This is a genomic window from Alcanivorax xiamenensis (assembly GCF_009846745.1).
Classification (GTDB): domain Bacteria; phylum Pseudomonadota; class Gammaproteobacteria; order Pseudomonadales; family Alcanivoracaceae; genus Alloalcanivorax; species Alloalcanivorax xiamenensis.
This window is the reverse complement of sequence record NZ_AQPF01000027.1, coordinates 37,774-51,826: the sequence shown is the minus strand read 5'-3', so window position 1 is coordinate 51,826 and position 14,053 is coordinate 37,774. Positions and strand designations below refer to the sequence as shown.

Here is a 14,053-nt window from a genome sequence, read left to right as displayed (position 1 = left end):
GACGCCGGACGCCGGTAATGCGAAACCCGCCCCAGCACCCTGTCAAGCATTTAAAACGCTTACTTATTTCCGCAATGTTCTGAGGCACTGTGTTCTAAAGCGTCTGGCGTCTGGCGCTCTATAACTCCCACAGAACGATACAAACAAAAGCGGCTCCCTAAGCGATAGCGAGCATGACGGGTACGGGAAGGCATGGTGCGGGGAGGATGGGCTCGCCGCCACGGCGGCTCGGGGCTGCGCCCCGTCATCGCAAGCGATGACGCCCTGCGCCCGGCAAAGCCGGGCTGGTCGAACCGGGGGGTTCTGCTGAATAACTCCCACAGTACGATACAAACAAAAACGGCTCCCTAAAGGGAGCCGCTTTTGTTTGTATGGCGCGCTGGGGAGGATTCGAACCCCCGACCTTCTGGTTCGTAGCCAGATGCTCTATCCAACTGAGCTACCAGCGCTTTGATCGTGCTTGAAGCGTGTCGCCTCAAGAGGCTGCGCATTATTCCCAAAGCCCTTTTGAGAGTCAAGGGAAGAGCGCTTAAAAGTTGCGCGATCAGTCTTCCGCGGTTTCCATTTGTTTCTGCAGGTAGTTTTCCAGACCCACCTTGTCGATCAGGCCCAGTTGCGTTTCCAGCCAGTCAATATGTTCTTCCTCGCTTTCCAGGATACGGCGGAACAGATCCCGGCTGACATAATCCTGCACCGACTCGCAATACGCCATGGCTTCACGCAGATCCGGTACCGCCAGATGCTCCAGCTTGAGATCGCAGGAGAGCATTTCCTTGGTGTTTTCACCAATCATCAACTTGCCCAGATCCTGCAGGTTCGGCACCCCTTCCAGGAACAAAATGCGCTCGATGAGCCAGTCCGCGTGTTTCATCTCATCAATGGACTCGTGGTACTCCTTCTCATACAGAGCGTGAAGTCCCCAATCCTTGTACATTTTGGCGTGCAGAAAATACTGGTTAATCGCAATCAGCTCATTACCCAGCGCCCGGTTCAGGTGCTCGATAACCTTCTTGTCGCCTTTCATGGGTGGTCTCCGTGCCGGTATTTGGGGTGCCAATATTGTTCAGCAATAGCCCGGCACGGGCAAGGGATATCGAAAAAAATTCCAATAAATACAAGTAGTTATACAAATGAGAATCAGTCTTTGCCGACCTTGCTCATGAGATCAAGCCGGCTGCGGCCAATATTGCACCGCAACCGACTGATCGGAGGAAACAGAGACGGAGGTCGCCGCTACCGCGCTACGGGTATCACGCAGTACCTGACGGGCGTGGCGGGCACATTTGGCACACTGACTGCCAACCCCAAGTTCCCGACGAAGATCACGCAGGCTGTCGCAACCATTCATGGCCGCTTCCCGTATATGACCGTCAGTGATGCCGTTGCAGAGACAAACGTACATACCACACCTACTCCTCAATCTCTGGAAAGCAGGTTAACCCTAATGCGAATTATTATCAACACGTTTATTTGCCCTAATTATTGCACAAGAATAGTGCAAAAACAGCGCGGCAAACGTCTCGGATTCGTGGGCGTGCGTTTGGAGCGATTCTGGCCGGCATTTCGCCGCCTGTTCGCCCCGGCTCCGGTTGCAGCCGGTTCCGGAACGGAGATCGGATTATGGAGAGATCAGGCTCGGAAGGGAGCTCCGGTCCCCGTCATTGAGACGGGGCCGGAGTGATCGAAGGGACTTAGCTTGCGCTGCCGGTGGCGGCTTTCTTACGGGCCGGAGCACGACGAGCGGCTTTCTTGCGCGCCGGAGTCTTGCGAGTGGCGCTCTTACGGGTCGCTGCCTTTTTGGTTTTGGCCCGGGTGGTGGTCTTCTTACGAGCGGTGGTTCCTTTCGCGGCGGTCTTGCGAGCCGCGCGCTTGGCTTTTTGCTCCGCTTTCTTCTGCTCGGCCTTCTCTTTCTTCGCCAGCTTGCGTTGGTACTCACGCAGTTTGCTGGTCAGATTGCGCTGAGCAGTACGCAGCTTTTTATTCTCGCGAGTCACCACTTTTTTGGCTGCCTGGATTTCCGCGCGAATCAGTTTCGCTTCACCGCGCAGGTCCTGCAGCTTCAAACGTTGGGTATTGAGTTTGCCACGAGCGGTGTCGACGGCGCGCTTGGCGGCGGCGGTGGCTTTTGCTTTTACCTTATCGCGCTTGGCGGCCAGATCGGTGCGGAGTTTGGCCAGCTTGCCGTTCTCCGTATCCACTTTTTTCTTGTGGCGATCCAGTTTGATCTGCGCCTGGGCAACTTTCTTCTCTGCCTGGCCGACCGCTTTTTCCTGCAGTTTGGCTTTCGCTTCCGCATTGCTTACGGACTTCGGAACCGCCGGTGCCTTGCTAGCGGTAGCGGCCTTTTTACGGGTCGCTGTTTTCTTCCGCGCTGCGACTTTCTTTGCTTGTGCCATGATCGATCTCCTAATCCTATGACGTCACTTACTTCGACAATCGGAAAATAGCATAAAAAAAAATCACTTGGTACATTATTTAATCAGATCGACGCACGACCGCGTAAAAAGAAAACAAAAGAAGATTTCCATCGCTCTTCAGCGGTGGAAGGAGCACTTGCCCTTGGCATTACTTCTCCGCTGAAAATAACGAAAATCAGCTTCGGCGGTGGATCGAATATCACGCCGCTCGCATTTCATTTTGCCGTCGGATTGTCGGATGACGACACGCGTCCGCTTTGCTTTACGGAACGCAACGAAGTGTTACCGCCAGTGGCACTGGCGAGCCGGCGAACGGAACAAAGGGGGCACTCGAAGGTGGAGAGGAATAAAGAGAAACCAACATCCCCACCGGAATCACCGTGATACCGACAGCAAAGAAACCGGAAAGGCAAATGCGACAACCGCGTTGATTAATCTGGCGAACGCCGCCGATAAGCGCCCTTATAAACACAGCCTGGCCGTTCCGCCGATCGTCATGGAACAACGGATTCGCTGCCAAGGCAGCTTCCCACAGCGGCTTCGTGCGATAAAAGCCCGATATCCGCGGGGCATAAAAAGAGGGTCCGGAGCCATTTTTTAATGTTGCACTGCGGCCGCCCGAAGGGTGACCGTCATGAACGGCGGGTATAAAAAAAGGAGCCGTGCGGCTCCTTTTTCCACTCTCATGAGAGAGGTTCGCGGGCGTGTGTTATTTGCCCAGCGCTTTGAAGATGCTGTCCCGGATGCTTTCCACCGAGCCGACACCAGGCACGCGCACATAGGTCGGTGCCTTGCCGGCATCGCTCTTGGCCAGATCCTGGTAGAAATCCACCAGCGGGCGGGTTTGCGCCTGATACACTTCCAGACGCTTGCGCACGGTGTCTTCCTTGTCGTCGTCACGTTGCACCAGCTCTTCGCCGGTCACGTCATCCTTACCCGCTTCCTTGGGGGGATTATGTGTGACGTGATAGACACGTCCGGAGCCCGGGTGCACCCGACGCCCACTCAGACGATCAATGATTTCCTGATCATCCACATCGATTTCCACTACATAGTCGATGTCGATCCCCGCATCCACCAGCGCCTGGGCTTGCGGAATAGTGCGAGGGAAGCCATCGAACAGGAATCCATTGGCGCAGTCATCCTCGGCGATGCGTTCCTTGACCAGGCCGACAATGATGTCGTCGGAAACCAGGCCGCCGGCGTCCATTACTTTTTTTGCTTCAAGGCCGAGTGGCGTGCCGGCCTTGACGGCGGCGCGCAGCATATCCCCGGTGGAAATCTGGGGAATGGAAAAAGCGTCCTTTATGAACTGCGCCTGAGTGCCCTTGCCTGCACCGGGCGCGCCAAGCAGGATGACACGCATAGGAATCTCCCTTCTTACCGCGAATGGGTGCCTAAAAGGGGCACCCTCAATAAGGTGTCGAAAAAGCCAGACCGTGGCTTCTTCAAGCCCCTCTCCACGGTCTGTTTCGCCAAGAGGGACATGGAAAATCAATCGCTTGCGGCGTTTGATTGCGCTGACGATCCGATGGAGTCGCCAGTCCAGGCCGTACTTTCATGGCCTGTCAAAGGTCGGGAACTTTACCGTGCGGGTCAGCGGCGTACAAGGGCGACCTTTGTACAGGCCGCTTCCGTCTCAAGTCCTGGATACGTCCGAGCGACTACTGTCCCAGCGTCAGCTTCGCCTCCAGAGGCGAGCCACGCAGCGGTTCTGGCGCCACCCTGAGCCCGGCCTCATCGACGCTGGAACCCGGCGCCGGGGTATAGCGGGCACCGGCACGCAAATCGGAAAGGTCCGCCGGGTATGACCGCAGCCAGTCATCGCGGCGCAACACCACGGTGGCCGGAAACCGCTCCACCAGCACCCGGCGAGCGGCCAATGGCTGGCCACCCTGCTCTCCCTGACGCAGGAATACGAACAGCGTTCCGCCGGCGGGCACATCAGCGGCGTTGACCGTGATGCTCAGATCGTCCAACTGCCGCGCTTTGGCCAATTGCCGCTCGGTGTTGGCTTTACCTTGCCGCAGAAGATCGCCGGCCTCCCCTTCGCCGTGACGGGCAAGCAACGCCTCCCAGGATCGCAGCGCCAGTTCATATTGACGGGCACGACTGGCCGCCATGGCTTGCAGCATCCAGGCCCCATCATGCCGCGGATAGGCCTCCAGCACCTTCTGGATTTCCGCCTCGGCGGCGGCGGTGAGGCGCCCTTCGTTGGCCTGAATCAGTGACCGTGCCAACAGCAAACGGGCAGCGCTGTCGTCAGGTTCGAGAAACAACGCTCGCCGCGCCGCCTGTTCGGCCTGAGCCGGAGCTCCCAGTTGATCGTACAGCAGTCCCAGGGCATACCAGCCGTCCATGGTCTGATGCTCGCGGACCACCTCGGATTGCAACACCCGGGCAAAGGCGGCGGCGCTCAATTTGTCATCGCTGATTTCCGGTGGCTGCCCCCGGATCACCTGGCGGGCGGCGTCACTCAATTCACGGCGGTCGCTCAACCACTGAGCGGTTTCCGGGTGATAACCCAAGGTCAGATACCCCAACCCACCCAGCACCACCACCAGCAACGGCAGCGCCAGACCGGACCAGGAAGCCTGGTCGCCGTCACGGCGGGGTTCCCGCCGCCACAACAAAAACATGGACAGCAGGGCGATCAGGAGGGCGGCGCCGAGCACCGCAAGCAGGAAAGTCATTGCGCCTCATCCTCCACCTGACGGCTGGCCCGCCGGATCAATATCACGATGGCGCCGCCGCCCAACAGCAGCAGCAGCGCCGGTCCCAGCCACAGCACCAGTGTCCGGGCGTTCACCGGTGGCCGGTAACTGACGAAGTCACCATAGCGGTCAACGAAATAGTCAACGATGGCCTGGTCGTCATGCCCTTCCCGGATCATGCGCGCCACCCGCTCGCGCATGTCCTGCGCGATCCCGGCATCGGAGTCGGCGATGCTCTGGTTCTGACATTTGGGGCAGCGCAGTTCCTCGGTCAGCACGCGGAAACGGCTTTCCTGCTCTTCCGTGTCGAACTGGTAGACATCAATGGCGGCCATGGCGCCCTGCCCCAAGAGCGCCAGCATGAGCAATAACAACACGCGCATTAGTCTTCTCCCCCGCTTCTGTTTTCCCCGGCCTTGGCCTGATCGAGAAGGGGTTGGAATTTTTCTTCCCAGACCCGCTGGTTGAGGTCACCGGCGTGCCGCAACACCACCCGCCCTTCCGGATTCAGCAGGAACGTTTCCGGCGCGCCGTAAACGCCCAGGTCGAGTCCCAACTGGCCGTCATGATCCACCACCACCTCACTGTAGGGGTTGCCCAGATTGGCCAGATAGTCCCGCGCCGCGTCGGTCTCGTCCTTGTAGTTGAGCCCGATGATGGGAATGCCCCGGGCCGCCAATTCCAGCAGATAGGGGTGTTCCACATAACAGGTCGGGCACCAGGTCGCCCAGACGTTCAGCAGTTTCCAGTTCTGGTCCCGCAGGGAGGCCGGCGTGAGGGTCCTTTCACCTAATAAGGAAGGCAGTTGGAACGCCGGCAGCGGCTTGCCCACCAATTCCGAGGGCAGCTCTTCCGGGTTACGGCCGAGGCCGCTGGCCAGCAATACCGCCAGGGCCACAAAAGCCGCCAGCGGCAGGAACACCCACAAACTGACACCACGCTGACGGCGCGGCTCATCACGATCACGCCTGTTCACCAGCCACTCCTCCCATGGGTTTGCGGTAACGTCGGTCGGACAGCGCCAGGGCGCCGCCCAGCGCCATGATCAGCGCGCCCAGCCAGATCCAGCGCACCATCGGTTTGTGATAGATGCGCACCGCCCAGGCGTCCTCGCCGCGAGGGTCGCCCAGCGCCACATACAGATCGCGCATCAACCGGCCGTCGATGGCCGCTTCCGTCATCACCTGGCCGGAAGCCCGATAGGTGCGTTTCTCCGGATTCATTTCGGTCACCGGTCGGCCATCCCGGCTCACCAGGAAATGGGCTTTCTGGGATTGATAATTCGGTCCCATGGGACTGCTGAGGCTCTCGAATTCAAAACGGTAGCCACCCACTTCCGCCACATCGCCAGGACTCATGCGAACATCCCGCTCGATCTCATGGAAGCTGACCACCGTGACCCCGGCCACCAGTACCGCCAGCCCGCAATGGGCCACCACCATGCCTATATAGGAACGGGTCAGTTTGCGCAGCCCAGCGAACAGCCCCCGGTTGTAGGCCAGAGCACGACGCACCACGTCATCCAGGTGAGCAAGCACCAGGAACAGCGCCAGGATCAGCGCCAGCGTGCCAGGCCAGGGCGTCGCGCCGGGCAGCCGCGCGCCCAGCCAGCCGCCAATCAGAGCCGCCGGCGCCAACCACAGCAGGCGCCGCACCAGTGGCTTGCCGGCCTGACGTTTCCAATTGCTCATCATGCCGGGGACCAGCAGCAGGATCAGCAGCAAGGTCAGCGGCACGAAGAAAGCGTTGAAGTAAGGGCTGCGGATCGACACCTTGATGTCCATGGCCTCACCGAGCAGGGGGAACAGGGTTCCCATCAGCACCACGAAAGTGGCGGCCAACAGCACCAGATTGTTGCCCAGCAGGAAACTTTCCCGGGACATCGCCCTGAAGCCGCCCTGCCCCGACAACCGGCCGGCGCGCAGCGCCGCCGGCCACCACCACCAGGAAAGCGAGGATGAAAGCCCCACGGCTGGGATCATTGGCGAACGCGTGTACCGAGGTAAGCACCCCGGAGCGGACCAGGAAGGTGCCGAGCAAGCTCAGTGAGAAAGTGACGATCGCCAATAATACGGTCCAGGCACGGAACAGGTTGCGCTTCTCGCTCACCGCCAGGGAATGGATCAACGCGGTGCCGGCCAGCCAGGGCATCAATGAGGCGTTTTCCACCGGATCCCAGAACCACCAGCCGCCCCAACCCAATTCGTAGTACGCCCACCAGGATCCCAGCGCGATACCGACGGTGAGGAAACACCAGGCCACCGTGGTCCAGGGACGGGCCCAGCGCGCCCAGGCCGGATCCAGGTTGCCTTCCAGCAAGCCGGCGACAGCGAAGCCGAACGCCACGGCGAACCCCACATAGCCCATGTACAGCATCGGCGGATGGACGATCAGACCAGGGTCCTGCAGCAGCGGATTCAGATCAGCGCCGTCCATGACAAACCAGGGCAAGGCCCGGTCGAAGGGATTGGAGGTGAACAGCATGAAGGCGAGGAAGCCCACCGCGATCATGCCCATCACCGACAGCACCCGCACCACCATGGTCAGCGGCACGGTGCGGCTCAACAATCCGACCAGCGCGGTCCAGCCCGCCAGCATCCAGCCCCACAACAACAGCGAGCCCTCGTGTCCGCCCCAAATCGCGGACAGGCGATAGCCCAGCGGCAATTCGGAGTTGCTGTGATTGGCCACATAGGTGATGGAAAAATCGTTGATGTAGAAGCTGTAGCCCAGCGCCAGCAGGGCCGCCGTCATGGCCATCCATTGCAGCCAGGCCAGTGGACGCGCATAGCGCTGCCAGGCCAATACGCCACGGTGGACGCCGATCAGAGGAAAGATCGCCAGCACCAGAGAAGCCGCCAATGCCACCCACAGGGAGAGATGTCCGATTTCCGCCGCCACCAGTTACCTCCTGAGACACGCCTGGGAAGGGTCGGCCCGAACGGCCATCCGCGAACCAACGGCCGCGCGCTCTGTTGTTGTTTCACGTTGCCGTTTCACGGCACCGAGGGGATTCGATAACCGCGCCGCCCCAGGGTTCCCTGAAATCGGCCCCCTTGCCCTGTCACGGATCATTCTTTTGGCTGATCCGTTTATCGGGTCCGGGTCGGTCAGTCGCACCACCGAATGTCCGAAGATGACACCTTGAGACGACCGGGTCCTGCCCCACAATAGATTAGACTGGCGGCCGGCCCCGTGGAGCCCTTACGCCGCCGGCGCATGATCGGCACAACGCCGCCGCAATGCAAGCCCGGCACCCGGCGTGACGGGCCGCTCAGGCCGGCGTTGCTGGACATATTTTGAGACGCTTGCGTCCGTCCCGGTCATTTCGGGTCTGCTAGTATGGTGACTCTGCATGGCAAAATGTCTTAATTCTGCAGTCAAACAGTCATCGGGTGTCCATATACTCGCTCAACAACATACTAGCTCAACAATAATGGACGCCGGTCTTTTCCCGCTGGGATGCCATTGCCGAATTGGCCTGTGTGGAGAGTCAGAGATTTGAGTAACACGAACGTGGAAAGACAATCATCCTATCAGCGCGACGAGCTGCTCGCCTGCGCCCATGGCGAACTGTTCGGCCCGGGCAACGCCCGTCTGCCGCTGCCCAACATGTTGATGGTCGACCGCATCACCCGCATTGCCGAGACCGGCGGTGCCCATGATCGCGGTGAAGTGGTCGCCGAACTGGATATCCACCCGGATATGTGGTTCTTCCAATGTCACTTCGAAACCGATCCGGTGATGCCCGGCTGTCTCGGCCTGGACGCCACCTGGCAGTTGCTTGGCTTCTATCTGGGCTGGCTCGGCCACCCCGGTCGCGGACGCGCCCTCGGCGTGGGTCAGGTCAAGTTCTCCGGCCAGGTGCTGCCCACCGCCAAGAAGCTGACCTACCAGATCAATATCAAAAGGGTCATCGCCCGCAAACTGACCATGGGTCTCGCCGATGCGGTGGTGTCCGTGGACGGTAAACCCATTTACCAGGCCGACGACCTGCGTGTGGGCCTGTTCACCTCGACGGAAGGTTTCTAGGAGTCATTATGCGACGCGTCGTTATTACCGGCATGGGGATCGTTTCCTGTTTGGGCAACGATACCGATACCGTCTCTCTTGCGCTGCGCGAAGGACGCTCCGGCATCCGTTTCAAGGAGGAATATCAGGCTCAGGGCATGCGCAGCCAGATCGCCGGCAGCCCCGACATTGATCTGGAAGCGCTGATCGACCGCAAAAGCCGCCGCTTCATGGGCGATGCCGCGGCCTACGCCTATGTGGCCATGCAACAGGCCATCGCCGATTCCGGCCTGGAAGACAATCAGGTCAGCAACGAGCGCACCGGTCTGATCGCCGGCTCCGGCGGCCACTCTTCCCAGAATCAGGTGGAAGCGGCGGACATTGCCCGCTCCCGCGGCGTCAAACGCATCGGTCCGTACATGGTGCCACGCGTGATGGCGTCCACGGTCTCCGCCTGTCTGGCCACGCCGTTCAAGATCAAGGGCCTCAACTACTCCATCACGTCCGCCTGCGCCACCAGCGCCCACTGTATCGGCAATGCCGTGGAGCAAATCCAGATGGGCAAGCAGGATGTGGTGTTCGCCGGCGGCGGCGAGGAAGAGCACTGGACCCTGAGCTGCCTGTTCGACGCCATGGGCGCGCTTTCCACCAAGTACAACGACACCCCGGCAACCGCCTCCCGCGCCTACGATGCCAGCCGTGATGGCTTCGTCATCGCCGGCGGCGGCGGCATGGTGGTGTTGGAGGAGCTGGAGCACGCCAAGGCCCGCGGCGCCCGTATCTACGCGGAAGTGGTGGGCTACGGCGCCACCAGTGACGGCTACGACATGGTCGCGCCCAGCGGCGAAGGCGCGGCGCGCTGCATGCGTCAGGCCCTGTCCACGGTGGAAGGCCCGGTGGATTACATCAACGCCCACGGCACCAGCACTCCGGTGGGTGACGTGGCGGAGTTGAAAGCGATTCGCGAGGTATTCGGCGGCGGCACCGTGCCCGGCATCAGCTCCACCAAGAGCCTGACCGGCCACAGCCTGGGCGCCACCGGCGTGCAGGAAGCCATCTACTGTCTGCTGATGATGCGCGACGGCTTCACCGCCGCTTCCGCCAACATCCAGCAGTTGGATGAACAAGCCGATGGCCTGCCGATCCTGACCGAACGGCTGGAGCGCGCCCCGGATCTGGCGATCAGCAACAGCTTCGGTTTCGGTGGCACCAACGCCACCCTGGCGCTGCAACGCTGGCAGGGCTGATCAGAAGCGATCGCCAAACCCTTGGCGGCCTTGCGGCCATGAAGGCAAACCAATTCGCTGGCAAGCCAGCTTCCCACAGACGGGCCACGAAGTCGCTGTGGGAACTGCCTTGGCAGCGAATACGGTGCGTATCAGAACTTGTGCGCCAACCCTACTGACACCAGCCCGCCTTTACCATCGTCATAACCGGCGGCGCTGTCGTCCACGTCCGCGTCGGACACCGACAGCAGCGTATAGGCCGTGGTCTGGGAACCCAGTTTGTAGTCCGCGCCAACGGTGCCGGTGGTCAGGGTGTACCCCAGATCGTCACTGTCGAAGCGGCCACCCTGCGCCTTGAGGGTCAGACGCGGACTCATGGCCAGACCGGCGCTGAGCAAATAGGAAGTGCCGTCGAGACGGCTGGCACCGGGATAATCCGGATCCAGACGCAGTTCCTCAACGATCGCGCCCAGGGACAGGTTACCTACCCGCATCCCCAAGGCCCCGCGCAGCACATCCCGGTCGGCGGGCACATTCAGGCTCACCGGCGCCGGTAGCGCTCGCTCGGTGTAGCCATGTTCGTAGGCCAGCGCCGCGTACAGAGCATCGCTGTTCCAGATGGCGGATACCGCATGGATGTCGGCCAGCCCGTCCTTGGTCTCATCGTAGGGAGGCGTGCCCAGGTCGTCCTGCTCACCCGGCGCGATCTGCGCTTTCAATACCAGATTGCCCAGCTTCGGGCTGACCCAGTTCAAGGTGTTGTCGTTGCGGTACTGACTGGTGAACACCGTCTGCATGTCGGCACCGGTATTGTTGAATTGGTCCAGCTTGCCTTCCGCCTGCTTCACCAGGCTGTCGTAGCGACCGGCGAAAATCCGGCCCCAGGGTGTGGCCAGACCAATGTAGCTGTTGCGGGTAGTGAAAGTGTCACTGCTGTCGCCGTCGACGTCGTAGCCGGCTTCGAATTGATAGATCAGTGACAGACCGCCCACATCCAGGGGCACCTCATCACGCACGCCCAGATAGGAGTTGTAGGCTTCCACGAACCAGCCATCACGTAGCGGCGAATCGCCGCTGCTCATGTCGTTGAGCGCCGAGGACAAAGAACGGGTCGGATAGTCGTCGGTGCCTTCCAGCGCGATATCGATGCGGCCATAAAACTGCGGCGCGGCCAGCGTCGACGCCGGCAGGAAAACCAGCAATGCCGGAACAAGCTTGCGGTGTACGGTGTTCATGATCCCAGCTCCCTCACATAAAAAATGGGAGCACACTATATGACGATTTAATGACAGGACCAATGAATGGGGTCAACGAACCGTATCGCGGTCCGTGGATCGCTGCTGTCTCACAACTGGCAAGCATACTGATTCGCTGGCAAGCCAGCTTCCCACGGCGGCTCCGGGGCCCCTCCGTGGGAAGCTGGCTTGCCAGCGAATTGGTTTACCTTCATGTCCGCAAGGCTGCGCAAGCGAGCCATGGGTTTGGCGTGTTGCGTGTATGCGTCAAATAAAAAAAGCCCGCCAGGAAGGCGGGCAAGGCTGTCACTTGCTTCGAGGAAACTTCAGGACGCGGGCCCGTTCAGGGCCCCGATCCGTTTTCTTTAGAACTTGTGCTCCATGCCAACACCGAAGGTGGTATCGTCACGGTCATCACCGGCATCCGGTTCGTAGGACACTTGGGAGAAGTAGGCGTAAACCTTGGAGGCCTTGGCCAGTTTGTAGTCGGCACCGAGCGCCATCAGAGTGGCTTCGTCGTCGGTCTTGTCCGCCTCGGTCATACCGTACTGAGCTTTCAGCTTCCAACGGTCTATTTTGTAAGCACCGCTGACCAGGAACGAGTTTTCCTTACCCTCACCCGCGTTGGTGCCACTCAGATCCTCAGATTCCTCGGCGATCTGGTACAGCGCGCCCAGTTCCAAATTACCGGGTTTGAGCATGACGGCGGCACGGGTGATATCCAGGGTCTGAGCCAAACCGACACCATCAAACAGCAGTTCGTCCTCGATATCCGAATCGTGGGACAAGGCACCGTAGAAAATGCCTTTTTCCGCGATGATCGCTACGGAATAGGAATCGGCCAGGTCGTTATCGTCCTTGCCATCACCGTCGATGTCTTCGCCTTCACCCGGAATAAAAGCACCGTGGATGGTGATCATGTCGGCCAGAGTCGGGGTGCTGTACTGGATGATGTTTCCGGCGCGGTTTTCGCCGGCCATGATGTTTTTGATATCGCCCTGCAGATCGTTGAACTGATCCACTTTACCCTGGGCAACTTTGGTCGGGGTGTCGAACTTACCCGCTTTCAGCACACCGAAGTCGCCAGCCAGACCACCGAAGATGTTACGTTGGCTGAACTCGTCATCATCGCCGTCAACGGAGATTTGGTATTCCGCCTGGTAGATCGCCTTCAGACCCGCGAAGTCCAGGTCGAAGTCGCCTTTGATACCAATACGGGAAGCGTTGCTGTTCAAGGACCAGTCGTCGTCCACGCTCCCGGTCTGACCGATTTCATTTTCCTGGTTTTCCAGTGAAATGTTCACTTTACCGTAGACGGTAGGACCGTCCGCCAGGGCCAGGCCAGGCAGAGCGACGGCCGCCCCCACAGCGATCGCGAGCAAATTCTTTTTCATCGCAGCATCTCCTATCAATCAGGCAAGTTAAAAACAGCACGGAAGACGTCGAGCGGAAGCCGCGCGAACATCCTGGTTGCTTGGGGGCGGAGTATGGGGAGAGCGAATGACGGAAAAGTTGCTTTTATGTGAAGTTTTTATTTCACGATCGGGAGGTGGGACGTGACAGACAAATGACGATGTCCCCGGGGCACCGCCATTAGCGGCGCCGAGGGAATTACTCCTGGTCCTTGGCCTGGCGCCAGAGTCGTTCCAACTGGTCAGTACTCAGCCCGTCCAGGGAGGACGGACTGGCGGTTTCCATGTAACGGAAACGACGTTCGAACTTGGCGTTGGCGCGACGGAGCGCCTGTTCCGGATCCAGTTTCAGATGGCGAGCCAGGTTGATCAGGGAAAACAGCACATCGCCGAACTCATCCTCCACGGCGTCGATATGATCGCCGTCCAGGGCCTGATCCAGCTCCGCCCATTCCGCTTCCACCTGGGCCCGCACCGGCGCCGGGCCGGGCCAGTCGAACCCTACCTTAGCCGCTTTCTTTTGCAGTTTGGTGGCACGTTGCAGAGCCGGCAGTCCGGCCGGCACGCCGTCGAGCGCGCTGTCGTGTTCACGCCCTTTCGCCCGCCGCTCCTCCGCTTTGATCGCCTCCCAGTTGACCTTCACCGCCTGCTCATCAGCGGCCGGGTCGGTGCCGAACACATGGGGATGGCGGCGAATCATTTTTTCACTGAGGGTTCGCGCCACCTGCTCGAAGTCGAACAACGCCGCTTCCCTGGCCATCTGTGAATGAAACACCACCTGCAACAACAGATCGCCCAGTTCTTCCTTGAGTTCGCCATAGTCACGCCGGGCGATGGCCTCCGCCACCTCGAACGCTTCCTCGATGGTATAAGGCGCGATGGTGTCGAAGTTCTGTTTCAGATCCCAGGGGCAGCCGCCGTCTGGATCCCGTAAACGGGCCATGATGTCGAGCAGTTGGGCGATGGCGCTGGTCGCGTTATTGTCCGTGCTCAAGAAAACCTCCTGGTGAAACATCGCCGCACTCCAAGCCTGGAGAC

General features: G+C 60.1%; 12 protein-coding genes, 1 tRNA gene and 1 pseudogene. 2 read left to right on the top strand and 12 right to left on the bottom strand.

Going from position 1 to position 14,053, the window contains the following annotated elements; genetic code table 11:
- Positions 1-372: 372 nt before the first annotated feature.
- The 9 genes and pseudogenes from A6D6_RS14845 to A6D6_RS14805 all read right to left on the bottom strand — a co-directional run bounded on the left by A6D6_RS14845 (position 373) and on the right by A6D6_RS14805 (position 8,032).
- A tRNA-Arg gene (locus tag A6D6_RS14845) sits at positions 373-449 on the bottom strand.
- A gap of 95 nt (positions 450-544) precedes the next feature.
- Complete coding sequence (bfr, locus tag A6D6_RS14840) at positions 545-1,024, bottom strand: bacterioferritin (RefSeq protein ID WP_133490654.1); 480 nt, start codon at positions 1,022-1,024, stop codon at positions 545-547.
- A 141-nt stretch (positions 1,025-1,165) separates the two neighbouring features.
- Positions 1,166-1,402: a bacterioferritin-associated ferredoxin gene (locus A6D6_RS14835; protein ID WP_080530697.1), complete on the bottom strand. Its 237-nt coding sequence runs from the start codon at positions 1,400-1,402 to the stop codon at positions 1,166-1,168.
- A gap of 289 nt (positions 1,403-1,691) precedes the next feature.
- On the bottom strand, positions 1,692-2,396 hold the full coding sequence (locus tag A6D6_RS14830; protein WP_133490653.1) for a hypothetical protein: 705 nt from the start codon (positions 2,394-2,396) through the stop codon (positions 1,692-1,694).
- A 730-nt stretch (positions 2,397-3,126) separates the two neighbouring features.
- Positions 3,127-3,783 carry an adenylate kinase gene (gene adk / locus A6D6_RS14825; RefSeq protein ID WP_159661158.1) on the bottom strand — a complete coding sequence of 219 codons (657 nt, stop codon included), beginning with the start codon at positions 3,781-3,783 and terminating at the stop codon, positions 3,127-3,129.
- 298 nt (positions 3,784-4,081) lie between these two features.
- Positions 4,082-5,110 carry a tetratricopeptide repeat protein gene (locus A6D6_RS14820; RefSeq protein WP_159661157.1) on the bottom strand — a complete coding sequence of 343 codons (1,029 nt, stop codon included), beginning with the start codon at positions 5,108-5,110 and terminating at the stop codon, positions 4,082-4,084.
- Positions 5,107-5,514 carry a cytochrome c-type biogenesis protein gene (locus tag A6D6_RS14815; RefSeq protein ID WP_159661156.1) on the bottom strand — a complete coding sequence of 136 codons (408 nt, stop codon included), beginning with the start codon at positions 5,512-5,514 and terminating at the stop codon, positions 5,107-5,109. The genes A6D6_RS14820 and A6D6_RS14815 overlap by 4 nt, the downstream gene beginning before the upstream one ends.
- A complete protein-coding gene (locus tag A6D6_RS14810) occupies positions 5,514-6,107 on the bottom strand; it encodes a DsbE family thiol:disulfide interchange protein (protein WP_133490650.1) in 594 nt (197 codons plus the stop codon). The genes A6D6_RS14815 and A6D6_RS14810 overlap by 1 nt, the downstream gene beginning before the upstream one ends.
- Positions 6,094-8,032: pseudogene (locus tag A6D6_RS14805) on the bottom strand (heme lyase CcmF/NrfE family subunit). The gene A6D6_RS14810 and the pseudogene A6D6_RS14805 overlap by 14 nt, the downstream one beginning before the upstream one ends.
- 600 nt (positions 8,033-8,632) lie before the next feature.
- Here A6D6_RS14805 and fabA point away from each other — a divergent pair.
- Both fabA and fabB read left to right on the top strand, forming a co-directional pair.
- Positions 8,633-9,163: a 3-hydroxyacyl-[acyl-carrier-protein] dehydratase FabA gene (gene fabA, locus A6D6_RS14800; protein WP_370450515.1), complete on the top strand. Its 531-nt coding sequence runs from the start codon at positions 8,633-8,635 to the stop codon at positions 9,161-9,163.
- Positions 9,164-9,171: 8 nt separating this feature from the next.
- Entirely contained in the window at positions 9,172-10,389 is a 1,218-nt protein-coding gene (fabB, locus tag A6D6_RS14795; protein WP_133490647.1) for a beta-ketoacyl-ACP synthase I, read from the top strand.
- Between the two features lie 131 nt (positions 10,390-10,520).
- Here the strand turns inward: fabB and A6D6_RS14790 are convergent, their stop codons facing one another.
- The 3 genes from A6D6_RS14790 to mazG all read right to left on the bottom strand — a co-directional run bounded on the left by A6D6_RS14790 (position 10,521) and on the right by mazG (position 14,030).
- Positions 10,521-11,603, bottom strand: a complete 1,083-nt coding sequence (locus tag A6D6_RS14790; protein WP_159661155.1) for a porin — start codon at positions 11,601-11,603, stop codon at positions 10,521-10,523.
- A gap of 365 nt (positions 11,604-11,968) precedes the next feature.
- On the bottom strand, positions 11,969-12,997 hold the full coding sequence (locus A6D6_RS14785) for a porin (RefSeq protein ID WP_159661154.1): 1,029 nt from the start codon (positions 12,995-12,997) through the stop codon (positions 11,969-11,971).
- 217 nt (positions 12,998-13,214) lie between these two features.
- Complete coding sequence (mazG, locus tag A6D6_RS14780; protein ID WP_159661153.1) at positions 13,215-14,030, bottom strand: nucleoside triphosphate pyrophosphohydrolase; 816 nt, start codon at positions 14,028-14,030, stop codon at positions 13,215-13,217.
- Positions 14,031-14,053 lie beyond the last annotated feature (23 nt).